This window comes from Pacificibacter sp., assembly GCF_039769035.1.
Lineage (GTDB): Bacteria > Pseudomonadota > Alphaproteobacteria > Rhodobacterales > Rhodobacteraceae > Celeribacter.
In genome coordinates, this window is record NZ_JBDMZG010000176.1 from 1 (window position 1) to 23,438 (window position 23,438).

Consider the following 23,438-nt stretch of genomic DNA (forward strand, 5'->3'; position numbering starts at 1 on the left):
ACCGGGCGGCGAAGGCAGGGCCGTCGAAGATGTACATATGTCGACACACAACGGCACGCATCTAGACGCGCCCTATCACTTTCACTCGACCATGGATGGCGGCGCGCGCGCCATCACCATCGATGAAGTGCCGCTGGAATGGTGTATGGGACCGGGTGTGAAACTTGATTTTCGGCACTTTGAAAATGGCTATGTGGTCACGGCCAAGGATGTCGAAGCGGAATTGGCCCGCGTTGGTCATGAACTGAGCGCAGGCGATATCGTTTTGGTCAACACCGCCGCCGCCGATGCTTATGGCACGCCGCAATATGTCGGCACGGACTGTGGAATGGGGCGCGATGCCACGATCTATCTCACCAGCCGCGGTGTGCGGGTGACCGGCACCGACGCTTGGAGCTGGGATGCGCCCTTTACCTACACTGCCAAGCGCGTATCAGAGACGGGAGATGCATCTTTGATTTGGGAAGGTCACCGCGCAGGCATGGTCCACGGTTATTGCCACATGGAAAAAATGGCCGCTCTGGACACCCTGCCCGCGACGGGGTTCGACGTGATGTGCTTTCCCGTCAAAGTCAAAGGCGCCAGCGCCGGATGGTGCCGCCCTGTGGCTGTTATAAAGGACCAAATATGAACAAAACCATCATCACTTGCGCCATCACGGGCGGGATCGCGACGCCGACCATGTCGGATGCGCTGCCCGTCACACCTGAAGAAATCGGCACGCAATCCATCGACGCGGCCAAGGCCGGCGCTGCGATTTTGCATCTGCACGCCCGCGTCCCTGAAACGGGAAAGCCCTCAGGCGAGATCGAACATTTCGATGCCTACTTGCCACGCGTCAAAGCTTCGACGGATGCCGTTTTGAACATCACCACAGGAGGCTCTCCAAGCATGGCCTTGGAAGAACGCGTCAAAGCCGTCAGTCACTATTCGCCGGAAATGTGTTCACTCAACATGGGGTCGATCAACTTTGCGCTGCACCCCTTGGCAGAGCGCTATTCAAACTGGAAACACGATTGGGAAGAGCCATTTTTGCGCGGCAGCGAAGCGAATGTGTTTCGCAACACCTTTACCGATATTCGGCAAATTTCCGAAATGTTCAGCGGCGCGGATCACCGGATCAAATTCGAACACGAATGCTACGATGTCGGCCATCTGTACAATTTGAAATTCTGTCTAGATCAGGGCTACTTCCAAGCGCCTGTTTTCATCCAATTTGTCTTGGGCACTTTGGGCGGCATTGGCGCTGATATCGACAATCTTTTGTTCATGAAAAAGACGGCGGACAAGCTGTTGGGCGATGCATATCAATGGTCCGTTTTGGCCGCTGGCGCGCAACAAATGCGACTGGCTGCTGTGGCTGCCCAGATGGGCGGGCATGTGCGTGTGGGACTAGAGGACTCTTTGAACATCGCGCGCGGACAATTGGCCAAATCCAATGCCGAGCAAGTGTCGAAAATCCGCGAGATACTTGAAATGCAAGGCAACCAAATCGCCACGCCGGATGAGGCCCGCGCCATGCTTGGGCTCAAAGGCAGCGACAAAACCAACATCTAAGGAACGCCCATGTCCCAGATCGTGACCCGCGCCGAAACAACGCCTGAGCTGACCTCCATGCCGCCCTATCCCCGCGCCAAAATCAAACCAGGCGAACCCATTCGCTTTGCCTACCACGTGGTGGCCGAACCCGGACCGGGTCAAAGCAAACGCGGTGTGATCCTCAGCCCCCGTGCAGATTATAGCAGTTGGGACATTTTGTGCGACGAAGGCACAGGCATGGGCGGTGATGATGCCGCGCCCTCGCCTTTGGGCTATTTGATCATGGGCGCGGCCTTTTGTCTGCTGACCCATATCAAAGGCTATCTGCACAAAGCACCGATGCAGATCGACAAGATCAAAGTCGAAATTCGCGCGGAATACGCCACCATGCCACTTGATCCTGAAAACGGTGGACAGGGTTTCGGCGCATGCGATGCCTATAGCTGCCATGTCTTGATCGCCAGCGATGAGCCTGACGAGAAAATCCAAGCACTTGTCGCCGTGTGCCGCGATGCCTGTATGGCCATCGCCACAGTGGCCAACGCCGTGCCCACCACAACCAAAGTTTTCGTCAATGGCGCCAGCGAAGGCATCACCGTTTAGGCCACGATAAACCCGCCCAGCCCTAACAGCTCTCGGTTTTCACAGCCCTCGGTCTCGGGAACACAGCTCATGAAATTTGTAACTCTTGCCGATGGCACCCCTGATGGTCGACTGCACATTGTCTCACAAGACGGCACGAACGCGGTTCCTGCGCAGGCTGTCACGACCCTGCAAATGGCATTAGAGACTTGGGAGCAAAACAGCCCGACGTGGCAAGGCCAAAGCGAAGCGTTGAACGCTGGCACCGCGGCCGAGGCACAGCCCGTGGCCATAGACACCGCCCTCTCGCCGCTGCCCCGCGCGTGGCAGTGGTTGGATGGCTCGGCCTTTGAAACCCACGCTCTTTTGCTGCAACAAGCATGGGGCCAACCGGTTGTGGGACTGAATGAGCGCCCATTGATGTATCAAGGACTGTCCGACAGGTTCTTGCCCCCCACCGCGCCCGCGCGCTTTCCGTCAGCAGCAGATGGAATTGATATTGAGGGCGAATTTGGCGTGATCTTGGATGCTGTGCCCTTGGGCACCAAGGCCAAAGACGCAGGCAAATACATCCGTCTTGTGGGCATGATCAACGATTGGAGCCTGCGCGCCCTTGGTCCCATCGAGATGGCCACGGGCTTTGGCTGGCTGCAGTGTAAACCGTCTTGCGCCATGGCGCCCTTTGCTGTCACGCCAGACGAACTTGGGCACGCATGGCGCGATCACCGCGTGTGTCTGCCACTGCAAGTGCAGCTGAACGGCGCTGATTTTGGGCATGCCAACGGCAGCGAGATGAAATTCGGCTTTGACGAATTGATCGAACACGCCGCCTATTCTCGCGATCTGCCTGCGGGGACGATCCTTGGGTCTGGAACCGTGTCCAACGCCGATTACGAAAGCGTCGGGTCAAGTTGCATCGCCGAAAAACGCGCCATTGAAACGATCCAACAGGGCGAGGCCAAGACCAGCTTTATGCAAGACGGGGATCACGTGTTGATGCGCACCGCGCTTGCGGATGGCGCCAATGTCTTTGGCGATATCGCGCAAAATGTCACCGTGCTGGAGTCGAAGATTTAATGGAACGTGTCGCTTGAAAGGATGCTTTAAACCTATCCCGTCTCGACGCCTCTTTTGATAAGTGATCAGGACGGCTTAGGCCCTGATCACTCAAATCTAGACCAATGAAATTAGTCTTTTGCCTTTGGGTTTTTCCCCATGATGATCATCGAAAGAATGTCATCTTCTGTCACGTCTTCAACCCGTTCGTTACCGATCAACTGGCCGTTCTTCATCACAGCAACACGGTCACAGAGCTCCATCATTTCACGGGTGTCATGGCTGATCAGGAAAATCCCCAACCCTTGGCTTTTCAGCTCTTTGATGAGCGACGCAACCATTTCGGTTTCGTGCACACCCAAGGCCGCCGTTGGTTCATCCATGATCAAAATGCGTGCGTTGAAGTACACAGCACGCGCAATCGCCACGGACTGGCGTTGCCCACCAGACAGTGCCGAGACAGGCTCTTTGAACTTCTTAAAGTTCGGGTTAAGCCGCGCCATGATTTTGCGCGTTTCCGCTTCCATTTGGCCTTCATCAAGGAAGCCAAGTGGCGTTGTGATCTCGCGTCCCAAAAATAGGTTGCTGGCCGCATCAAGGTTATCAGCCAAAGCAAGCGTTTGGTAGATTGTCTCGATGTTCAAATCGCGGCTGTCGCGCGGGCTGGTGATCGTGGCAGGTTTGCCGTCGACAAAAAATTCACCGCTATCGGCCTGATACGCCCCTGAAAGACACTTGATCAGGGTCGATTTCCCAGCCCCGTTGTGCCCCAAAAGGCCCACAACTTCACCGGGGTAAAGATCAAGCGAAACGCCATCGACAGCATGAATACCACCAAAGGCAATAGAGATATCGCGCATTTCAACAAGCGGGGTTCCTGTACGTTCTTTAGACATTGTTCAGCCCCTATTTCGCGTTTTTGCGGTAAAGATTGTCGAGGTACACAGCGAAGACCAAAACCGATCCCACCACGATTTGTTGGATAGATGTGTCGAAGCCGATCAAGACCATGCCCGATTGCAATGACTGCATCACCAAAGCCCCCAAGATCGCGCCATAGATCGTGCCAACACCACCTGCCAGTGACGTGCCACCGATCACCGCCGCGGCAATGACGTAAAGTTCGTCCAAAAGCCCAAGCGCGTTGGTCGCGGAGTTCAGACGCGCGGAAGCCACCACACCCGCAAGACCAGCAAGTGCCCCCATCAGTGCAAAGATCTTAAGCGTCATCCATTTAACGTTGATACCCGCCAGCTCTGCGGCTTCAGGGTTGCCCCCGATCGCAAACACGTTGCGACCAAAACGGGTGCGGTTCACCAAAATCGTCATCAAGATGCCGACAGTGACCAAAATCAAAACAGGGATCGCAAAACCATGGCTAATGAAAATGCCCTCAGGCGGAATCTCGATGTTATTGGCCGCAGCATACTGCTTCACAATGCCTTTGGGCCAAGGGTAGGAATTGACCAGCAAAACAGAGCCGACGACCATCGCACAGGACAAGCCGGCGACAGTCAACTCACCCCACATCGGGCGGGTTGGAAAACCATGAGTGATCCGTTTGCGGCGTCCGTTGACCAACAAATAGATGATCACGATGCAGGCTATGACGCCAACGATCCAGCTGCCAGTGGCGCCGATTGTGCCGTAAGGTCCGCCGCCCAGCAGCTTGAATGTGTCATCAAGCGGGGAAATCGTTTTGCCGTTGTTGGCCAAAAACGCCGTTCCGCGCCAGACCAGCAAGCCGCCAAGGGTGACGATAAACGCTGGGATGCCGCGATAGGCGATCAACCAGCCGTGAAACATGCCGATCGTTGTGCCAAGCAGAATGCCGCAAATCGCCGTAATCACCCACATCAAAGGATGCCCAAGCCCAAGGAATTGCGGGAAAATATCAACCTGCAAGATCCCCATGGTCATGCCGGTGACACCCACAAGTGCACCAACTGACAAATCGATGTTGCGCGTCACAATGACCAGCACCATCCCCGTTGCCATGATCCCGATCGACGATGTCTGCACAGACAGGTTCCACAGGTTGCGCGGGGTCAGCATCGCGCCAAATCCCTTGAAAATCACGCCATAAAAATGGAAGCCCAGCCAGATCAGGGCCAGCGCGCCGAACATGCCCAAGAGCCGTGTGTCAATCTCGGTTCCGTTTACGAATTTGCGAAATAAATTCGGGCTCGCGGACTTGGTTTCGGGTAAATCTGTCATTTTGTATCGTCATCCCTAGCTCAAGCGAAGGCAGAAGGCCTCTGTGCTTGGTTGACCTAAACACGGGGGCTTAAGTCGCGTGCGGCTTTGCCGCGTCATGTTGGAAAATGGGTTGGGGTGGGGTGGTGTCGCGATCCCCAAAGACCGCGACACCTGTGTTCGGCTTACATGCCGCAACCGTCAACACCGTCCATAGCGCCTTCACAGGCTTGCTCTTTGGAGATGTGACCCGCATCGATAGCAACGCTCAGGTTGTCTTTCGTCAGCGGAGTTGGGTCCAGCAAGATTGACGGAACAGGTGTGCCCTTTTCGCCGCCAGTGAACATGCTTGCACCATCGATGTCAGCCATCATTGTGCCAGATGCCAATGCAGATGCGATTTCGCCAGCTGCAGTACCAAGATCAACGGAGTTCTTCCAAACGGACACAGTCTGCGTACCACGTGCAACGCGGTTGATCGCAGCCAAGTCACCGTCTTGACCACCAACAGGGATCACAAGACCCTGTGCGGACAAAGCAGCCACAACGCCACCGGCCATGCCGTCGTTCTGGGACAGAACAGCGTCAATGTTGTTGTCGTTTGCTGTCAGGATTTGCTCCATGTTTTTCTGAGCATTCTCAGGCTTCCAGCTGTCAGAGAAGTTTTCGCCAGCAATGTTGATTGTGCCCGCGCCCACTGCACCACCGATGACTTCCATCATACCTTGCAGCAAGAAACCTGCGTTGGGATCGCCTGGATCACCTTTGATGATCGCATAGTTGCCATCAGGCTGCACGTCCATCACGGATTTCGCGATGATGCGGCCAACGCCAATGTTGTCGAATGTCAGGTAGAAGGTGCGCTCGTCTTCGATGAGACGGTCGTAGCCGATCATTGGGATGCCTTCGTTGGCCGCTGCGTCGATTGCAGGCCCGATGGCGTCTTTGTCCCATGCGTTGATGATCAGCGCGTCAACGCCTTGGGTCATCAAAGCTTCGATGTCTGTCAACTGCTTGGCAGATGAAGACTGCGCATCGGCGGACACATATGTGTTGCCTGCTGCTTCAATTGCCGCAACCATTGCTGCTTCGTCAGTTTTCCAACGCTCTTCTTGGAAGCTGGCCCAAGAAACGCCGATCAGCTTGCCTTCGGCGAAAGCCGCAGAGCTGAATCCAACTGTTGCGACCATTGCCGCCGTCATAAGTTTTTTCATATTGTCCTCCCAGACGATTTTGGCAGCACTCCCTAACGCCGCCAATCTTTAGGACTCCAATACAAGTTGAAACCGGTTGCAATGTCAAAATAAATTCACTCAATGAAGTAAGTATTATTGCAAACAGTCATGCAATTGTGTTTTACTGTATGAAAATGGGCCCATCGAGCAATGCATGGCGCATTGAGCTCCTATTAACTTTACTCGGTGAAGTATGTCGCGTGCAATATTACATTCAGACAGCTTAAGTCGGTCCACATCTGGATGCGGCCCAGCCCTGCCCGAGAGTGATTTTGCGAAAAAGTCCACGCGAAAACAAGTGTTTGAATACGTACGCGGACACGGGAGCGCCTCTCGAAGTGATACGGCCCGCGCTCTCTCAATTAGCGCCGGTGCCGTCACGGGCATTGCGGCCGAATTGATCGCAGCAGGCCTTATTCGTGAAATCGAGGACCCGAAACGCGAAACCACGGTGCGTGGTCGTCCGCCCGTCGCACTTGCCATCGTTCCTGACAGTTTTCATGTCATTGGCATCCATCTTGCCAACGAACGGCACTCTGCGATTCTCACTGATTCTATCGGAACCGTATTGGCAGAGACAGCTCTTGACGCCCATGCACCTAAACGGTCCGTGGAGGAACTGGTCGATGAAATCAGCTTATTGATCGCCGATTTGCTCAATGTTTCTGGCATGACCAAAACGCAGATCTCAGCCATCGGTATCGGCTTTGCGGGACTGATCGATCACACGACGGGTACCGTGTCTTGGTCGCCCTTGTTAACCGAGACCGACGTCAAACTTGCGAATATCGTTTCAGAGCAAACCGACACGCCTGTTTTCATCGACAATGATGCCAATATTGTCACCTTAGCCGAGCTTTGGTTCGGCGACGGACGTGGTAAATCCAACTTCGCAGTCATGACTGTGGAACATGGCGTGGGTATGGGGCTGGTGTTGAACAATCGCCTCTTTCGCGGCGCGCGCGGCATGGGCCTCGAGCTAGGACATACAAAAGTACAAATCGGTGGCGCGTTATGCCGCTGCGGACAGCGTGGTTGCCTTGAAGCCTATCTCGCGGATTATGCACTGATCAAAGAAGCCGCTGCGGTTCTTGATATAGCCAAACTTGGCGTTGAGAAAACCGCCATGGAACAGCTTGCGACGGCATCCAAATCTGGCGATCCCTCTGCTCAAGCCATCTTTGACAACGCCAATAAATATCTCGTGCTGGGGCTTGCGAATATCGTCCAGCTGTTTGATCCAGATCTCATCATATTGTCAGGAGAACGCATGCGTTATAGCATCCCGAAAGACGTTCATCTGCGCACTGAGGTGAACAAACTAACATTGAACAAGAACGCCTGCGAGATTGTGGCACATGCTTGGGATGGATCTGTTTGGGCGCGCGGCGCAAGCGCCCTCGCACTGACCGCAGCCACCGATTATGTCACGCGAGAAAGCCGCCAATGAAAACGAACATCACGATCGTATTGATCAGCGCTCTTTGTCTGAGTGCGACTTCTGCAAGTGCGGACATCACCTTTGCCGACCGCACCGACAAATTGCCGATGCACAGCTACGACGGTGGATGGGAACACTTTGTGGGTGGCGGTGTTGCGGTGTTTGATTGCAACAAAGATCAAAAGCCAGATATTTTCGCAGCGGGTGGTGAAAACCCTGCCATCTTGCTGGAAAACCAAGGCGGTTTTGACTTCGCCCCTGCCCCCTTGATGCCTTTGATTGGCACAACAGGGGCCTATCCAATGGACATCGACAACGACGGCAGGACCGACCTTTATGTCATGCGCGTTGGCCCTGATGTCGCACTCAAAGGCGGCCCCGATTGCACGTTCACCGATGCCACGACGCAATGGGGCATCGCGCAAACGGATCAATGGACCACAGCCCTGACGGCATGGTGGGAAGAAGACGCGCGCCCCGTGATCGCGCTGGGGCATTACGTCGACCGCAAGGATGAAAACGGCCCCTTTGAAGCTTGTGACAGCAATACAATCCTGCGCCCAAGCCAGTCCGGCTACGTCGCAGAAACCCTTGCACCAGGCCATTGTGCTTTGTCGATGTTGGCAGGGCCAGACGCGCGCGGCCGCAACACGCTGCGCATCTCAAACGACCGCCATTATTATGTTCGGAACGGGCAGGAACAACTGTGGGACATTGATGAGCGGCGCTTTTTGGGAGACGCCGATGGCTGGCCCAAACTGATGCTTTGGGGCATGGGGATCGCGAGCACGGATTTGACAGGGGATGGACGCGACGAGGTGATGTTGACTTCCATGGGCGACCAACTCATGCAAATTGCCAATGCAGACGGAAGCTATTCCGCTGCACCCTTCGACATTGGCACTTATGCACATCGCCCGCACTTGGGCGACGACGGGCGTCCATCCACAGGCTGGCACGCGGAGTTTGGCGATGTTAACAATGACGGCTTGCCCGATTTGTTCATCGCAAAGGGCAATGTCGATCAAATGCCAAGCAACGCGATGCAAGACCCAAACAATCTGTTGATGCAGAACCTGACGGGTTCATTTGACGAAGTTTCAGTGACGGCGGGCGTGGCGGACATGGCGCGATCCCGCGGCGCTGCGTTTGCGGATTTTGATGATGACGGGCGGTTGGATTTGGTTGTTGTGAACCGCCGCGCGCCCATGCGGATTTACCAAAACACCAGCTCTGCAGACAATTGGATCAGCGTGAATTTGTCCCAAGGCACCAGCAATCGCGACGCCATTGGGGCTGCGGTCACAGTGAACGGGCAGACGCAGCACCGACGCATTGGCGGCGGACATGCTGGGGGCAGTCTCGTGCCGCTCCATTTCGGTTTGGGGCAGGCAAAAGACGCTGCCATCACCGTCACTTGGCCGGACGGGACAACTCAAACTGCGAGCGCCACAGCCAATCAGACCATGACAATACATAAAGACTAGCGCGGCACCGCAAGGCCGCTGGGAACAGCGTCTGGCACCCCCAGTCGTCCCGCCATTGCGGCCGTATCCGTCAAACTGTCGAGAAACGCCAACAGCGCCTTAACCTCAGACTGTTCCAACGCGATAGAAGGCGTGGAAACGGCCTGAGCGATTGACGCCATTTCGGCCTCATCGCCGAGCACCCGAAAATCATCGCCTTCAAGATTGGGCAGCACCGCTTGGGTTTGGTCGTAAGTCTGTAGCCCAACGACCGGATCAAGGTGACTTTCAAGAAACGCCTCAAGCGTGGCATGGGCGCCCGCATGTCCATAAGGCGCGGTCAAAGCCACGTTGCGCAACGACGGCGTTCGGAATTTATAGGCATCCACAGGATTGCCCGTCACCCGAAACCGCCCTTCGTCGCGGGCATGGCTTTCAAAACGGGCCGCTTTGCCTGGGCCAATTTGTGGGGCGCCCATGGCGTGGAAACCGTGATCGGTTTGGAATGGCCCGCTGTGGCACGTCGCACACCTCGCTTCGCCGTAAAAGAGCTCAGCCCCCAAAGCCGCTGCCTCGGAAAGATCCGTCTCATCACGCAAATACGCGTCAAACGGCGCCGTGTCCGACCGCCATTCTAACTCCATAAAAACAGCAATCGCATTTGAAATATCGGTGAACTGTATCTGATCGGCTTGTTCAATATGCGGATACACCGCCGCGAACTGATCCGCGTACGCATCAATCGCTGCGACACGACGCGCAATAATATCCCACGCGCCGCCCTGTCCGGTGATCAATCCCTGCCTCACAGCCTTTGACACGTCGTTCTCACCGTAGTGCCCCGCCATTTCATCAGGACTGAGAACTGGAAACATGGTTTGCGCCGACAATAGCGACGCGAACCCAACGGCCATATCGTCATCCAACGGAGTTCTGAAGCCGCTTGGACGCGTCGGATCAATAGCAATGCGCCCGTCATGGAACAGCACCGTAAATTCATGCGCGCCAAGGTTAAACAACGCGGGAGAATTGCGCGGGATACGTTGCTCTGGCATGTTATCCGGATTGGCTCTGCGCATCGGCCCTAAGCCTTCGCCTCCATCTCCAAGACCAAGCGACAATCCATCAGAGGTCCCGTGGCGCGGGTGGTGACAGGTCGCACAGGCGACGGTCTGATTGCCTGACAAGATCGGATCATAAAACAGCAATTGGCCCAGTTTTGCCTCTTCCAAATCGACGCGCCGGTAGTCAGCATCAACCACTGGCGCAGGCAATTCAGCGGCCATAGCTCCGAATGGTGCCATAGCAAATACAAGGACAATGAAACGATACATGGAATGCTCCCTAACTTGCCGATAGGTTGACGGATGCTCGCACTAGGGTCAATCAGTTGCTGCCCCGATAAGACCCGCAACACTTCAGCGGACTTCTCTTTTCGACAATCATTTCTTGTCGCAAACAGCAGCTACAACACCACCCTTACGCCACCAACCAGCCACCGGCACGTCCAAAACTTCGCTGCGCCTTAGAAATCAAGCGAGACTTGGGGCGGCGAGCCGTCGTTTGCTTCGGTTTGAGTGAGCACAAGGAACATGACTTCAAGACGTAATCATGGCGCGAAATTGGCCGATGTTTATCATGGCAGGTTTGACCTTGGACGCTTTTCAGTTTTTGAAGTTTGACTTTTACCGACATATGTCGGTAAAAGAGATTCATGCGAACACGTTTATCAAAATCTGACCGACGAAAAGAAATTCTGCAGGAAGCACGTGAAGTCTTCGTGGAAAAAGGGCTGGCAGGTGCTGAGATGGAGGACATCCGTTTGGCGTGCGGAATCTCACGCGGGGGGCTCTATCACCACTTTTCAAACAAGCGCGCCGTTCTAGACGCACTTGTCGAGGAAGAAGTCAGCTCACTCGCCAACGTTTTAAAGGCTCCAAACGTTGCGCCAATCCCCGCCTTACTTCGGGCGGGGTCTAGTCATCTTGGTGCAGACAAAGGCATCATTATGGCCTTGAACACGCTTGCTGACAGACGTGACTACCTTTCCGCGTTGGAAAGCGCATTTGCGTCGCTCCTGACGGAGCGCCTCAGCGAAAGCTTGGTCGGCTACGTGCGCGAGGGCGTGAATCCCTCGCACGTTGCTGAGCTGTTTTTGACAATCAATACACATATAAATCGACGTGAAATCTTGGGGCAGTGGTCGAGTGCCGAAGCGGCGAGCTTTGCGATTACGTCTCTGGAGGCGTTTACCCCATTGCTCAAAAACACCAGTGAACTCGCGCCAATCATCGCAAAGTTGAAACAGAAGGGAGTTTCTCAGTGATCCCATTGCCGTTCATCGCGCTCACATTTGCGATCTCTCTGGCAGGTTTTGTCTGCATTCTTGCCATTCCAGCCGCGCGTTCACCTGAAAGTGGCATCGGCCTGCCGATTTGGCTTTTGATGGTGTGGGGACCGTCTCTTGCGGCAATCATTCTATGTTTGCGCGACGGGCAGTTGGTGGATCTGCTTGGTCGGGTCGTGAAAGTCTCTACGGTCCCGCTTGTTGTGTGGGCACTGGTTGCGGCACCGTTGATCTTCCTGATTTTGCTGGGCCCGTTCGCGCCAGACACGGGCTCCCCGCTCGGCATGGGACTTCTTGCATCTATGGTCTTGTTTAACCTGATTCTGGGTCCGCTTGGTGAAGAGCTAGGCTGGCGCGGATACTTGCAAGAACATCTTAACAGCCGCATTGGGTGGCTGGCGGCTTCGCTCCTTATAGGCGCAATCTGGTTTGTCTGGCATCTTCCGCTTTGGGCCATTGACTCCCCGCACGCGCAGATTGCCATCCCACTTTTTGCGGGACATGTGATGTGCTACGCCGTCATAATAGTTGCCGCGTATACCTTATCCGGCGGGTCCATCCTTCCCGCAATTTTGATCCATTTGACCGTGAAACTTGCTTCAAATTTGGCCATATTTTGGGGATTTCGGGATCCAAATGGATGGTTTGGTACAAGTCTTTGGCTTTATTTGGCGCTCGCAATTGTATCAATCGGAACGGTCTATGTTCGAACAGGGCAAGCTGGCTGGCAGCTGCCCAGTTTCTGAGCTCATAAGCGCGATCTGAACCTTAGCGGCACTATAGTTCAATGGTAACTCGGTGCCGTCAAAGTCGAACGGCCCAAAGACAAATGATGGGTTCACTTATGACCCGCCAAATAGGTCTGGATCGCGTTTGCGATGCCATCGGCCCAAATCGCCGAAAGCGCGTTTTGGAAGGCCGTTACAAAACGATCGCTGTCGATCAGGTCGCCATAGATATTTGACATCGAAAGCCATGCAAGAGGATCATCTTTTGCGCGCAGTGCCGTGGCGTTTAGGGTCGCCCAGAAAGGATCGTTGGCGTCGATTTGGCTGCCATCATCCCGCGTCCCTGCGCACATTCTGGCCCAAGCGGCCTCAACCAAAGCGAGCCCTTCAATGGAGGTGCCAGCCGCGAGGCCATCGCGGACAGACGGAAGAACAAACCCCGGATGGCGCGACGAGCCATCAAAGGCAACCCGCCGGGTGGTGTCGACAATCTTGGGATTGGAAAACCGACTTTGGATCAAGTCGACATAAGCCTCGGGCGTCATATCAGGCACGGCATGCACATGCGGTGCTATCTCGTCCCGCGCGACTTTCGTGAACAGCGCGCCGATCAATTCATGCTCCATGCAGTCTGAAATCATCTCAACCCCAAGCACTTGTGCAGGGACGGAAATCACCTGATGGCCGCCGTTTAAAATACGGATTTTCATCGCTTCAAAGGCGTGCACATTGTCTGTGAACTGCGCGCCGACCTTATCCCAATCGGGGCGTCCTGCGCAGAACGTGTCCTCAATAACCCATTGGCGGAAATTCTCGTGGGTGACGGGGGCGGCATCATCAAGTCCGATTCCCAAGGCCAAAGCGCGCTCGGTGTCGCCTGTGGCTGGCACGATGCAATCAACCATGGAGTTGGGGAAACTGCAGTTAGCGTCAATCCAATCGGCAAGCGCGGGGTCTGACATCCGAGCCAAGGACACAACCGTCTGGCGCAACACATCGCCATTGCCCAGCAGGTTGTCACAGCACATCGCAGTAAAGGCGCCAGTCCCCGCTTGCTTGCGCAAAAGAAGCGCGGCGACCATCGCGCCAAACGCGGTGCGCGGCGTGGTCGGGTTGGCGGCATCATGCACAATATCAGGATGGGTGGCATCAAACCCCTTTGTGGCGGGATCAATAAAATAGCCGCCCTCGGTCACGGTCAGAGACACGATGCGAATGCTGGGTTGCGCCATTTGCACAATCAGTGCGGCGTTGTCTTCTTCGATTGGCAAGAAGTCGATCATTGAGCCAATCACTTCGGCTGAGGAGCTGTCAGGTGCCAATTCGATCAAAGTCGTCAAGCAATCCTGCGCGCGCAGTTTATCGCGCATGGCTGCATCTGTGACACGCACGCCCGCGCCGACTATAGCCCAGTCATGAGCCAATCCTTGTTGCATCAAACGGTGCAGATACCACGCCTGATGACCACGGTGAAAATTGCCAACACCGATATGGACGATTCCAGCGCGCAAGGATTTGCGATCATATTGAGGGCGCAAAATTGCTTCGGGCAATGCGGCCAAATTGGCGTTGCTTAGTTTCATCGGGGTCTCTTCCTGCGTGTCGTCTTTCATCAACTCATCCAATTCCCGCCGTCGACGTTATAGGTCTGCGCGACGATGTAATCGGCCTCGGACGACGCCAAAAACACAGCCATTCCGGTGAGATCTTGAGCCGTCGCCATGCGGCCAAAAGGAACGGAAGCGCCAACTTCTGCCTTTTTCTGGCCGCGTGGTTTACCTTCATATTTGGCAAAAAGCGCATCGACTTCGTCCCAATGTTCGCCGTCCACAACACCTGGCGCGATGGCATTGACGTTGATCCCGTGAGTGATCAAATCCAGCCCTGCACTTTGCGTCAGGCTGATCACCGCCGCTTTCGAGGCGCAATAGACCGCCACCAGAGGCTCACCTCTGCGCCCAGCTTGGGAGGCCATATTGATGATCTTTCCCTTAATTCCAGCAGAGATCATATGGCTTGCCACTGCCTGAAGGGTAAACAGCGGGCCTTTGACGTTGATGTCAAAAACGCGGTCGTACTCTTCGGGTGTGATTTCAACAATCGGCGCTGCCGAGAAGACTGCCGCGTTGTTCACCAAGACATCGATCTGCCCGAAAGCTGCAATCGTCCGATCAACAGCCAAAAGCACACTGGCAGGGTCGGAGACGTCTAAATGCAGCGCGATCGCCTGATCGCCCAACGCCTCGGCCGTTTCTTGGCAGCGCTCATAATCAATATCGGCAAGCGCCACACGGGCGCCGTTTTGCAGATAGGCTTCTGCAAAGGCGCGGCCAATCCCGCGTGCGCTTCCCGTGATCAGAGCGGTTTTCCCAAGCAAGCGTGTCATGCCATGCGCAACCCGTCTGCGCCGAACTTGTGCAGCTCGTTTTCCCGTGGGGACAGGGAGACCTTGTCGCCATGTTTCACAGCGATATCGCCAATCGAACGCACGGTCAGGGGCTCAGAAAACCCTTCAACATCCACATGCAAGAAGGTGTCGGAGCCCAAATGTTCGGACACGCTGACGGTGCCCTGCCAAGTCCCTTCGGACGCCACGACATCAATATGTTCAGGACGGATGCCAATGGTGGTGGCGCCGTATTTGGCGGCCTCCGCCCCAGCAATCAGGTTCATCTTGGGCGAGCCGATAAATCCAGCCACAAACAAGTTGCGTGGCGCGCGGTACAGATCAAGCGGCGAGCCGACTTGTTCGATCACCCCTGCCTGCAACACAACGATCTTGTCGGCCATGGTCAGGGCTTCGACCTGATCGTGGGTCACATAGATCATGGTGGTTTTCAGCTTGTTGTGCAGCTCGAGGATTTCCATGCGCATGCCGACCCGCAACGCCGCATCAAGGTTCGACAAAGGTTCGTCAAACAAGAACGCAGAAGGTTCGCGCACAATCGCACGGCCAATCGCAACGCGCTGGCGCTGACCGCCGGACAATTGACCGGGCTTGCGATCCAGATAATCCGTCAGGTTCAAGGACGTGGCCGCAGCATCGACTTTCGCGTCGATTACGGCCTGATCCATCTTTTCCATCCGCAGCGGAAAGCCGATATTTTTGCGCACGGTCATATGCGGATAAAGCGCATAAGACTGAAACACCATCGCCAGACCGCGTTTTGCCGGAGGCACTTGCGTCACGGTTTCACCGTCAATGACGATGTCGCCCGATGTGTTATCTTCGAGCCCCGCAATCAAGCGCAGCAGCGTGGACTTGCCGCAACCCGAAGGGCCGACAAATACCGTGAATTCACCATCTTCGATGGTCAAGTCCAGCGGTGGAATAACCTCCACGTCGCCAAACTTTTTACTAACTTTATCAAGTACGATACGTCCCATGAGAATTCCTATTTCACAGCGCCAAAGGTCAGACCTTGGACAAGTTGCTTTTGGCAGAACCAGCCCAGCACCACGATGGGGCCAACGGCGGCGGTTGATACAGCAGACAGGCGGCCGAAAAACAGGCCCTCTGGTGCGCGGTTGCCTTCGATAAGTTTTGACAAAGTGGCCGCTTCCGTGGTCGTCAAGCGCACGGTCCAATAGGCCTCGTTCCAGCAAAAGATGAACACCAACAATGCGGTCGAAGCGATGCCGCCCCATGCCAGTGGGATCAAGATTTCTTTGACCTCACCCCATGTGTTCAGCCCGTCCATTTGACCCGCTTCAATGATGTCTTTCGGGATGTCTTTGAAGTAGGTGAACAGCATCCAAATCGCGATTGGCAGGTTGATCAGGCATAGCACCATGACGATCAGAAACTTCGTGTCATAGATGCCAAGCGACTTGGCCATAAAGATCATCGGATACAACACAGCTGCAGCGGGCAACATCTTGGTGGACAACATCCACATCAAAATGTCCTTGGTGCCGCGCGTCGGGTTGAACGCCATCGCATAGGCGCAAGGCACCGCTACGAACAGCGTGAACAGGGTTGCGGCGACCGAAGTGATGACCGAATTGGACGCAAAGCGCCAATAGTCATAGTTTTCGGTCATGTTGGTGTAGTTTTCCAAGGTCGGCGTGAAGCTGAACAAGAATTCCGGTTTGACCGCATCCGCATCTGTTTTGAAGCTGGTCAGCACCATGTAGAAGATCGGGAAGAAGAATATCAATCCTACGATCCAGGCTAACGCAGGCCAGGCAACTTTGGATAGTTTGGTATGTTGGGCAACAATGGCCATTGGTTTTGGTCCTTATTCCATCAAGGTTTTGCCAAGCATCCGCAGCAGGAAGATGGCAACAATGTTTGCAAGGATGACGGCAAAGATACCCGTCGCAGAGGCGGCTCCGATGTTGTTGTTGACCAACTCACCGATGTAATACGGCAGGTTTTTGTTGCCGTTGCCGCGGCTGACAATCTCGATCTCGGCATAGAGCGACAGGTGGAAAATCGCTTGGATCATCACAACAATCGCAATGGGCCGCGCCATATGTGGCAGTGTCAAAAACCGAAACTGAGACCAGCGGCTGGCGCCGTCCAGAATGGCGGCTTCCTTTTGCTGCTGATCCTCAGATTGCAGCGAGGTCATCAAAATCAACACCGCGAAAGGGGTCCACTGCCATGTGACCATCATGATCACCGCATAGGCCGAGGTTTGCGTGGCGCGGAATGAAATCGGCTCGATCTGAGGCCAAAGTGAAAAGAACCCGCCCACCAGTGGTGCATCGCGCAAGAGGATCACGATGTCATTCGCGCCCGCCACTGCTGCCCCTTGCAGGCCCAGCACGGGATCAAGCAGCATGTTGATCCACAGCACCGCATTCACGGCCGGCATCACAAAGAAGGGTGAAATCAGCAACACACGCACGATGCCTCGACCCGGAAAGGACCGGTTGATCAAGATGGCAATTGCCACACCGAGGATCACTGTCAAAAACAAGATCGAGCAAACAATCAGCAAAGAATTCTGAATGGCCAGCCAAAATGAGTCTTGGTTCCAAACGTATTGGTAGTTTCCGAAGCCCCGCCAGTTGTCGATCGACGGGGATGTCCATTCAGGACGGCGCAGGCTGTTCAACACGTAGCGAATGAACGAGAAGAACAGTGTCATGCTTAGGGGAACAAGCATCCAGATGAGCAGCAGCACGATGGCTGGTGTCTGAAGCAGGCGGGGAATGGTGCGATTGGCCATGGCTCAATTCTCTCTCAGCATCGCACTTGGTCCGCGACGCTACTAGCTGGTTCAAATTGTGGAGCGGGTCGGGTTTAGGACAGGCTTATATAAGCAATGTCGCTTCACCGAGAAAATAATTGGGAGTCAGGCCTACCGCAGTTGGCAGGCCTGACGAGAGGAGACCTCTTAGAAGTAGCCCGCTTCTTGCATGATCGCAGTCGCTGCCGCTTGAGATGCTTCCAAAGCTTCATCTACAGACTTCGCGCCGGACAGGGCCGCTGCGATTTCTTGGGCAACCGCAGAACCGACCTCTGGGAACTCAGGGATCGCGGCGAATTGAACACCAACGTAAGGCTTGATGTCTGTTGCTTCTGGAGCCGCAGATTCAATCGCTGCCATTTCAGCGGCTGCAAAGCCAGCAGCGGCTTGGAACTCAGGGATCGCATATGTGGAGGCGCGTGTACCTGTTGGAACCTTGCCCCAACCAAAGTCTGGATGGTTGCCGACTGCTTGGATGTACTCTTTTGAAGTTGCCCATTCGATGAAGTCATGTGCAGCTTCTGAGTTAGGTGACCCTGTTGGAACAGCCATCGCCCAAGCCCACAACCAGTTCGCACCCACTGGATTGCCAGCGTTTGGAGACTGAGCGTATGCAACACCGTCTTGTGTCAAGAAGGAAGCAGCGATAGTCGCGTCAATCCACATGCCACACTTGCCTTCATTATAAAGAGCAAGGATTTCGTTGAAGGAGTTACCTTCTGAACCTGGAGGGCCGTAGTTACCCAACAGATCAACGTAGAAGTTGATTGCTTCGCTCCATGCTGCAGAATTCAACGCAGGACGCATGTCCGCATCAAACCAAGCACCACCGAAAGAGTTCACAACAGTTGTGACGAACGCCATGTTGTCACCCCAGCCTGGCTTACCACGAAGACATGCGCCGTAAACGCCGTTGTCTGGGTCGTGCATTGCCATTGCTGCACCTTTGATGTTGGCCCAGCTGTCGTTGTCACGAACAGTTACGCCAGCAGCGTCTGTAAGATCTTTACGGTACATGACCATCGAAGATTCGCCGTAGAATGGCGCCGCGTATAGCGTGCCTTCATGTGACAGACCGTTGCGCATTGCTGGCAGCATGTCGTCAACGTCGTAATCAGCGCTGAAATTCAATGGTTCGATCCAGCCTGCAGCGCCCCAGATTGGTGCTTCTTGCATGCCGATGTTGATGATGTCGTACTGGCCGCCACCGGTGGCAGTGTCAGACGTGACTTGCTCACGCAGAACGCCTTCTTCCAGTGATACCCAGTTCAGGCCCACGCCTGTTTCTGCGGTGTAAGCTTCAGCAACGGATTGCATGTTGATCATGTGGCCGTTGTTAACAATCGCGATTGTCAGTTCTTTTGCATGTCCGTCTGCAAAAGCGCCGCCTGCGGCCATGAGCGTCAGCGCTGTCGCGCCGTAGAGTGTTTTCTTTATCGGCATCCGTAGTCCTCCCAGATTTGAACGATGGGTAAAGGTTAGATGATAATACTTCGCGGCGTCAATTATTATTTTACGCGCGTAAATTTTTATTTATTTATGTTTTTAAATTCAATATATTAGGCCGAACCTCTCAAGACAAGACTGCCATTAAAAAGGGACGATTCACGGGCTTTGGACCGCTCACCCTGCTCAATTATGTCCAGAATCGTCTGCACACTGCGTGCGGAAATCGAATCATAATCTTGGGAAATCGTTGTGAGACTCGGGCATGTGAATTTAGAGAACGGATGGTCATCGTGCCCTGCTATCCGCAAGGCACAGCTTTCGTTTTGCCCCACCCGCAAACCGTTTTCATAGGCAGCAGACAGCAGTCCAATCGCCAGACGGTCATTGGAACACAGCACCGTATTGGTCGCGAACTGGCGCGTTGTCAGCGCCGCGGATCCACCGCGAAACCCGATTTCTTCGAACGCCCAACCTTCGCCATCGACCTGCACCAGTTTTGGGTCGTGCCCCAAACGCTCCATCGCCGCGATATAGGCCGACCTGCGTTTATAAGCATTGGGGTTGATCGGTGTTTTCATTTCAAAGAACACCGGCACCTCGCCGCTGCGACAAAGGTAGTCCACAATCAGTCCGATGCTTTGCTCGTTGTCTGAGCCGAAAAACGCCTCACCGACCCCATCAAGATTGGCGTCAAACAGCACCGTTGGAATTTCATCAGCAAAGGTGGCGACACCCGCAGTGTCAGACACACGCCCCAATGGCGCCAACAAAACCCCCGCAGGTTTGAGCGCGCGCAGGCTTTCTAGATTGGCCAGTTCCTGTTCAGGCCCGCCATGTGAGCTGAGCAGCAAAGGGTTAAACCCAGCCTCAAGAATAAGACTTTCAATTGTGCGTGCGATCCCTGCGAAGAACGGATCGGTCATGTTTGGTACGACAAGACCAATCGTCTTTGTCTGCCGGCGGTTCTGATTGATCGCATAAATGTTAGGCCGATAATCGTGCTGCTTCAAAGCCTTCTCGATACGCGCTCTGGTGGTCGCACGCACGCTATTAGGGTCGTTGAAATACTTGGACAGCGTCGGGCGAGAGATGCCACTCACCGACGCAAAATCCTCCATATTTTTGATTTTAGCTTCTGCCATGTTCACTCCCTGACTTCATCGCACGACTCGAGTTCAAGATTTCAACCCTGCCCACAAAATTTACGCGCGTTAACAAGAAGATTCAAATGATGAAATTTTAATTCCGTTCGTCGCCCTTCAATAAGCGCTACTTTGGCGGCAATTCACGCTTTCTTTTCAGACATTCCGAAAACCCAATCCACGCCCTATCTAAAGGACCCGCACGCATGTTCACATGCGGGAGCACGGCAAGGTTTCTTGCAATGTTCAGTCTGTGGTGAGTTACGAAAGAAATCTGGTTGCGGGAGGACACAACCGCCGAAGCCTACCGGTCCAAAAATGTATCATTTAGTATTGCTCCAATGGGCGCATTGCGGTCGCTCTCTGCGGTTTGTATCGAGGTCAACAATGCGGACAAAGCTGACCTCGGGCGGGCTTGTGCGAATGGCAAGTTTCGACGGAAGCTCGGGAATGACTCGGTTTGAACTGTTCTTGGTTTCAAGCGCAACATTTAGCTTTGCCCGTGAAGTATGAGAGTTTCACGGGCAATTTCCTAACCGCTGATTTGTCGTGATTATATTAGTTCCCATTAAGTTGAGCTTCCACATACCGGTCAGCGGCCACATGCATTCCAATATCCTGACTTTCGGCCAAGGCAATTATCTGATCAAGCGTATTGGGAAGTTTGGCAAGTCGGTCGTTTGCAAATGACGGATCATCGGTCTTCAACATTTCCATTGCTGCGTTGATGATGCCGCCTGCGTTCACAACATAGTCTGGCGCGTAAAAAATGCCCTTTTGATGCAACGCATCGCCACTTTGCCGATCAGCAAGTTGGTTGTTTGCAGCGCCAGCTACAACTTTCACCTTCAACTGTTGGATCGTGTTTTGATTGAGGATTGCGCCAAGTGCACATGGTGCAAAAACATCGGCTTGAACAGCGTAAATATCTTCAGGCGCAACCGCCGTAGCACCAAATTGAGTGACAGCTTTGTTAACAACATCCGTGTTGATATCCGTCACAATCAGTTTTGCCTTAGCGTCGTGAAGTCGTTCAGCAAGATACCAGCCAACATGACCCAAGCCCTGTATCGCAACGGTGACATCCGTGAGGTCGGACTTGCCCATATGATGCTCAACCGCACGGCGCAGACAGATAAAACACCTTTGGCTGTGACCGGTGACGGATCCCCACTTGCAAACTCACCGCTATCCAAGCCTGCAACATAAGGCGTCGTCTCGGCGACGAACTCCATGTCCGAAGGCGAAACGCCTACATCCTCGGCGGTGTAATATGATCCGTTTAGACTATCCACAAAACGGCCAAAGGCGCGCATCAGTTCAGGCGTTTTCTGAGAGCCGATGATCACAGACTTGCCACCGCCCAATGGAAGATCTGCAGAGCGGTTCTTATAGGTCATGCCCTTGGAGAGGCGTTGAACATCGGTCGTCGCGGCTTCCAGTGACGGGTAATCCCAGAGCCGACAACCACCTGCTGCTGGGCCATGCTTGGTTGAATGGATTGAAATGAGTGCCTTCAACCCGCTTGCATGATCTTCGCAATAATGAAGTGCTTCGAAGCCGTCCAAAGGATCTATTTGGGTGATCTTCATTGTCTTCCTATCTGTGATTTGATGACTTGTTGTCATTGCGTCGGTATTTGTCAGTGCGACGTCCCAAAATGGGATGCCTTAGATGTGCAGTGCGTGACCCAGTCCCGCCAAAGATGCTTCTTGGATCGCTTCACTTTGGGTGGGGTGCGCATGGATGATCGCGCCGACGTCATCGAGCCGCGCCCCCATTTCAATTGCTGTTGCGAAGCTTGCGGAAAGTTCGGCGACACCAGCACCAGTCGCCTGAAAGCCAAGGATCAAACTGTTGTCTTTGCGGGCGATAACACGCACAAACCCCGTCTCGGCTTCCATCGTCATAGCCCGCCCGTTGGCCGCGAAAGGGAAAGAACTTGTTACACTATCGATGCCCTTTGCCTTGGCTTCGGACGCAGACAATCCGCATGTAACAATTTCAGGGTCGGTGAAACACACAGCGGGAATGCAAGCTTTGTCCCAAACGCGTTTATGGCCTGCGACGATTTCAGCCACCATTTCCCCCTGCGCCATTGCACGGTGTGCAAGCATTGGTTCACCCGTCACATCACCAATGGCATAAACACCGCGCATGGAAGATTGGCAGCGCTCGTCGATCTTGATGAATGGTCCGTCCATCGTAAGTGCGAGGCTTTGGATTGAAGCGCTGTCGCTGCGTGGACGGCGTCCGACTGTCACTAGGATCTTGTCGGCAGACAGCGCGCGCTCTTTGCCATTCTCTTCAATAATCAATCCGTCTTTGCCCGACGTCTTTGCATTGACGCTCGTCAAAACCTTGACGCCAAGCGTCTTAAGCGATGCGACAAGTGGCGCGGTAAGTGCTGCATCGTACTGCGGCAATACGCGGTCGGCGGCCTCGACCACTGTGACTTCGCTGCCCAATTTGCGGAATGCTGTCCCAATCTCAAGCCCGATGTAGCCGCCGCCGACAACGACCAGCTTTTTGGGGATGTCGCGCATTGACAGTGCCTCTGTTGAGCTGATGATCTTGTCCCCAAACGGTAGAAACGGCAGCTCAACGGGGCTAGATCCCGTTGCAATAACGAGGTTTTCAGCCGAAATTGTCGTTTCTCCATCTGCACCAGTTACTCTGACGGTCTTGCCATCTATAACGGTAGCGGTCCCTTGGATAAGCTTGACTTTGGCCTTTTTAAGAAGACCTGCGACGCCGCTGTTCAGGCGTGTCACGATCCCGTCTTTCCATGCAATGGTCTGAGCAAGGTCGATTGCTGGATTTTGCGCTGTGATCCCCAAGGGGCCGTCCGATGCGGTACACATCTTATGGAAATGATCTGCTGCGTGGATCATGGCCTTAGAGGGAATGCAGCCCACGTTTAGGCAGGTGCCGCCTAGCTTTTCTTGTTCAATGACAATCGTATCGACGCCCAATTGCCCTGCACGGATGCCACAGACATAGCCGCCCGGACCACCGCCGATGATAAGAAGTTTGCACGTAAGTTCGGTCATTTT

Annotated in this window: 22 protein-coding genes; 8 read left to right on the top strand and 14 right to left on the bottom strand. The window is 54.3% G+C overall.

The annotated features are described in order from the left end of the window. From ABF287_RS14590 to ABF287_RS14605, 4 genes are all read left to right on the top strand, one after another. Nucleotides 1–631, top strand: a 631-nt coding sequence (locus ABF287_RS14590) for a cyclase family protein (protein ID WP_347185728.1), incomplete at its 5' end; no start/stop codon positions are given. After that, the gene (locus ABF287_RS14595) at nucleotides 628–1,557 is read left to right on the top strand and encodes a 3-keto-5-aminohexanoate cleavage protein (RefSeq protein WP_347185729.1); all 930 of its coding nucleotides are present in this window, start codon (nucleotides 628–630) and stop codon (nucleotides 1,555–1,557) included. The genes ABF287_RS14590 and ABF287_RS14595, both read left to right, overlap by 4 nt. Before the next feature lie 9 nt (nucleotides 1,558–1,566). Continuing rightward, complete coding sequence (locus tag ABF287_RS14600) at nucleotides 1,567–2,142, top strand: OsmC family protein (RefSeq protein WP_347185730.1); 576 nt, start codon at nucleotides 1,567–1,569, stop codon at nucleotides 2,140–2,142. A gap of 69 nt (nucleotides 2,143–2,211) precedes the next feature. Continuing rightward, nucleotides 2,212–3,198 (top strand): fumarylacetoacetate hydrolase family protein, encoded by a 987-nt coding sequence (locus tag ABF287_RS14605; protein ID WP_347185731.1) that lies wholly within the window; start codon nucleotides 2,212–2,214, stop codon nucleotides 3,196–3,198. 110 nt (nucleotides 3,199–3,308) lie between these two features. On the opposite strand, the gene ABF287_RS14610 is transcribed toward ABF287_RS14605, so the two are convergent. From ABF287_RS14610 to ABF287_RS14620, 3 genes are all read right to left on the bottom strand, one after another. Further along, entirely contained in the window at nucleotides 3,309–4,073 is a 765-nt protein-coding gene (locus ABF287_RS14610; protein WP_347185732.1) for an ATP-binding cassette domain-containing protein, read from the bottom strand. A gap of 10 nt (nucleotides 4,074–4,083) precedes the next feature. Beyond that, nucleotides 4,084–5,394: a sugar ABC transporter permease gene (locus tag ABF287_RS14615; protein WP_347185733.1), complete on the bottom strand. Its 1,311-nt coding sequence runs from the start codon at nucleotides 5,392–5,394 to the stop codon at nucleotides 4,084–4,086. 164 nt (nucleotides 5,395–5,558) lie between these two features. After that, nucleotides 5,559–6,587 (bottom strand): substrate-binding domain-containing protein, encoded by a 1,029-nt coding sequence (locus ABF287_RS14620; RefSeq protein ID WP_347185734.1) that lies wholly within the window; start codon nucleotides 6,585–6,587, stop codon nucleotides 5,559–5,561. A gap of 319 nt (nucleotides 6,588–6,906) precedes the next feature. Here ABF287_RS14620 and ABF287_RS14625 point away from each other — a divergent pair, with 319 nt between their 5' ends. Together ABF287_RS14625 and ABF287_RS14630 are read left to right on the top strand one after the other, a co-directional pair. Further along, on the top strand, nucleotides 6,907–8,058 hold the full coding sequence (locus ABF287_RS14625) for an ROK family transcriptional regulator (protein ID WP_347185735.1): 1,152 nt from the start codon (nucleotides 6,907–6,909) through the stop codon (nucleotides 8,056–8,058). Then, nucleotides 8,055–9,536 (top strand): CRTAC1 family protein, encoded by a 1,482-nt coding sequence (locus ABF287_RS14630; RefSeq protein ID WP_347185736.1) that lies wholly within the window; start codon nucleotides 8,055–8,057, stop codon nucleotides 9,534–9,536. The genes ABF287_RS14625 and ABF287_RS14630 overlap by 4 nt, the downstream gene beginning before the upstream one ends. On the opposite strand, the gene ABF287_RS14635 is transcribed toward ABF287_RS14630, so the two are convergent. Further along, on the bottom strand, nucleotides 9,533–10,849 hold the full coding sequence (locus ABF287_RS14635; RefSeq protein WP_347185737.1) for a cytochrome c peroxidase: 1,317 nt from the start codon (nucleotides 10,847–10,849) through the stop codon (nucleotides 9,533–9,535). The genes ABF287_RS14630 and ABF287_RS14635 overlap by 4 nt on opposite strands. A gap of 380 nt (nucleotides 10,850–11,229) precedes the next feature. Between ABF287_RS14635 and ABF287_RS14640 the strand changes: the two genes are divergently transcribed. Further along, the gene (locus ABF287_RS14640; protein WP_347185738.1) at nucleotides 11,230–11,841 is read left to right on the top strand and encodes a TetR/AcrR family transcriptional regulator; all 612 of its coding nucleotides are present in this window, start codon (nucleotides 11,230–11,232) and stop codon (nucleotides 11,839–11,841) included. Then, a complete protein-coding gene (locus ABF287_RS14645) occupies nucleotides 11,838–12,608 on the top strand; it encodes a CPBP family intramembrane glutamic endopeptidase (protein ID WP_347185739.1) in 771 nt (256 codons plus the stop codon). Before ABF287_RS14640 ends, ABF287_RS14645 begins: the two co-directional genes overlap by 4 nt. Nucleotides 12,609–12,700: 92 nt before the next feature. On the opposite strand, the gene ABF287_RS14650 is transcribed toward ABF287_RS14645, so the two are convergent. The 10 genes from ABF287_RS14650 to lpdA all read right to left on the bottom strand — a co-directional run bounded on the left by ABF287_RS14650 (nucleotide 12,701) and on the right by lpdA (nucleotide 23,435). Continuing rightward, complete coding sequence (locus tag ABF287_RS14650) at nucleotides 12,701–14,203, bottom strand: mannitol dehydrogenase family protein (protein ID WP_347185740.1); 1,503 nt, start codon at nucleotides 14,201–14,203, stop codon at nucleotides 12,701–12,703. Then, a complete protein-coding gene (locus tag ABF287_RS14655) occupies nucleotides 14,203–14,976 on the bottom strand; it encodes an L-iditol 2-dehydrogenase (RefSeq protein ID WP_347185741.1) in 774 nt (257 codons plus the stop codon). Before ABF287_RS14655 ends, ABF287_RS14650 begins: the two co-directional genes overlap by 1 nt. Beyond that, complete coding sequence (locus tag ABF287_RS14660) at nucleotides 14,973–15,977, bottom strand: ABC transporter ATP-binding protein (RefSeq protein ID WP_347185742.1); 1,005 nt, start codon at nucleotides 15,975–15,977, stop codon at nucleotides 14,973–14,975. The genes ABF287_RS14655 and ABF287_RS14660 overlap by 4 nt, the downstream gene beginning before the upstream one ends. 8 nt (nucleotides 15,978–15,985) lie before the next feature. Beyond that, nucleotides 15,986–16,819: a carbohydrate ABC transporter permease gene (locus tag ABF287_RS14665; RefSeq protein WP_347185743.1), complete on the bottom strand. Its 834-nt coding sequence runs from the start codon at nucleotides 16,817–16,819 to the stop codon at nucleotides 15,986–15,988. Nucleotides 16,820–16,831: 12 nt separating this feature from the next. Then, on the bottom strand, nucleotides 16,832–17,770 hold the full coding sequence (locus ABF287_RS14670) for a sugar ABC transporter permease (RefSeq protein ID WP_347185744.1): 939 nt from the start codon (nucleotides 17,768–17,770) through the stop codon (nucleotides 16,832–16,834). Nucleotides 17,771–17,938: 168 nt separating this feature from the next. Beyond that, nucleotides 17,939–19,234, bottom strand: a complete 1,296-nt coding sequence (locus ABF287_RS14675) for a sugar ABC transporter substrate-binding protein (RefSeq protein ID WP_347185745.1) — start codon at nucleotides 19,232–19,234, stop codon at nucleotides 17,939–17,941. A 116-nt stretch (nucleotides 19,235–19,350) separates the two neighbouring features. Beyond that, the gene (locus tag ABF287_RS14680; RefSeq protein ID WP_347185746.1) at nucleotides 19,351–20,382 is read right to left on the bottom strand and encodes a LacI family DNA-binding transcriptional regulator; all 1,032 of its coding nucleotides are present in this window, start codon (nucleotides 20,380–20,382) and stop codon (nucleotides 19,351–19,353) included. Between the two features lie 558 nt (nucleotides 20,383–20,940). Further along, a complete protein-coding gene (locus ABF287_RS14685; RefSeq protein WP_347185747.1) occupies nucleotides 20,941–21,489 on the bottom strand; it encodes a Glu/Leu/Phe/Val dehydrogenase family protein in 549 nt (182 codons plus the stop codon). Further along, the gene (locus tag ABF287_RS14690) at nucleotides 21,387–21,974 is read right to left on the bottom strand and encodes a Glu/Leu/Phe/Val dehydrogenase dimerization domain-containing protein (RefSeq protein WP_347185748.1); all 588 of its coding nucleotides are present in this window, start codon (nucleotides 21,972–21,974) and stop codon (nucleotides 21,387–21,389) included. The genes ABF287_RS14685 and ABF287_RS14690 overlap by 103 nt, the downstream gene beginning before the upstream one ends. 78 nt (nucleotides 21,975–22,052) lie before the next feature. Further along, nucleotides 22,053–23,435, bottom strand: a complete 1,383-nt coding sequence (gene lpdA / locus ABF287_RS14695; protein ID WP_347185749.1) for a dihydrolipoyl dehydrogenase — start codon at nucleotides 23,433–23,435, stop codon at nucleotides 22,053–22,055. Between the last annotated feature and the right edge of the window lie 3 nt (nucleotides 23,436–23,438).

Bases quoted from the DNA above. Each gene is read 5' to 3' on its own strand.
- ABF287_RS14685 (WP_347185747.1), bottom strand. From the start codon at position 21,489: ATGGGCAAGTCCGACCTCACGGATGTCACCGTTGCGATACAGGGCTTG.
- ABF287_RS14620 (WP_347185734.1), bottom strand. From the start codon at position 6,587: ATGAAAAAACTTATGACGGCGGCAATGGTCGCAACAGTTGGATTCAGC.
- ABF287_RS14640 (WP_347185738.1), top strand. From the start codon at position 11,230: ATGCGAACACGTTTATCAAAATCTGACCGACGAAAAGAAATTCTGCAG.
- ABF287_RS14610 (WP_347185732.1), bottom strand. From the start codon at position 4,073: ATGTCTAAAGAACGTACAGGAACCCCGCTTGTTGAAATGCGCGATATC.
- ABF287_RS14630 (WP_347185736.1), top strand. From the start codon at position 8,055: ATGAAAACGAACATCACGATCGTATTGATCAGCGCTCTTTGTCTGAGT.
- ABF287_RS14655 (WP_347185741.1), bottom strand. From the start codon at position 14,976: ATGACACGCTTGCTTGGGAAAACCGCTCTGATCACGGGAAGCGCACGC.
- ABF287_RS14680 (WP_347185746.1), bottom strand. From the start codon at position 20,382: ATGGCAGAAGCTAAAATCAAAAATATGGAGGATTTTGCGTCGGTGAGT.
- ABF287_RS14600 (WP_347185730.1), top strand. From the start codon at position 1,567: ATGTCCCAGATCGTGACCCGCGCCGAAACAACGCCTGAGCTGACCTCC.
- ABF287_RS14635 (WP_347185737.1), bottom strand. From the start codon at position 10,849: ATGTATCGTTTCATTGTCCTTGTATTTGCTATGGCACCATTCGGAGCT.
- ABF287_RS14650 (WP_347185740.1), bottom strand. From the start codon at position 14,203: ATGAAAGACGACACGCAGGAAGAGACCCCGATGAAACTAAGCAACGCC.
- ABF287_RS14675 (WP_347185745.1), bottom strand. From the start codon at position 19,234: ATGCCGATAAAGAAAACACTCTACGGCGCGACAGCGCTGACGCTCATG.
- ABF287_RS14615 (WP_347185733.1), bottom strand. From the start codon at position 5,394: ATGACAGATTTACCCGAAACCAAGTCCGCGAGCCCGAATTTATTTCGC.
- ABF287_RS14605 (WP_347185731.1), top strand. From the start codon at position 2,212: ATGAAATTTGTAACTCTTGCCGATGGCACCCCTGATGGTCGACTGCAC.
- ABF287_RS14670 (WP_347185744.1), bottom strand. From the start codon at position 17,770: ATGGCCAATCGCACCATTCCCCGCCTGCTTCAGACACCAGCCATCGTG.
- ABF287_RS14690 (WP_347185748.1), bottom strand. From the start codon at position 21,974: ATGAAGATCACCCAAATAGATCCTTTGGACGGCTTCGAAGCACTTCAT.
- ABF287_RS14660 (WP_347185742.1), bottom strand. From the start codon at position 15,977: ATGGGACGTATCGTACTTGATAAAGTTAGTAAAAAGTTTGGCGACGTG.
- ABF287_RS14665 (WP_347185743.1), bottom strand. From the start codon at position 16,819: ATGGCCATTGTTGCCCAACATACCAAACTATCCAAAGTTGCCTGGCCT.
- lpdA (WP_347185749.1), bottom strand. From the start codon at position 23,435: ATGACCGAACTTACGTGCAAACTTCTTATCATCGGCGGTGGTCCGGGC.
- ABF287_RS14595 (WP_347185729.1), top strand. From the start codon at position 628: ATGAACAAAACCATCATCACTTGCGCCATCACGGGCGGGATCGCGACG.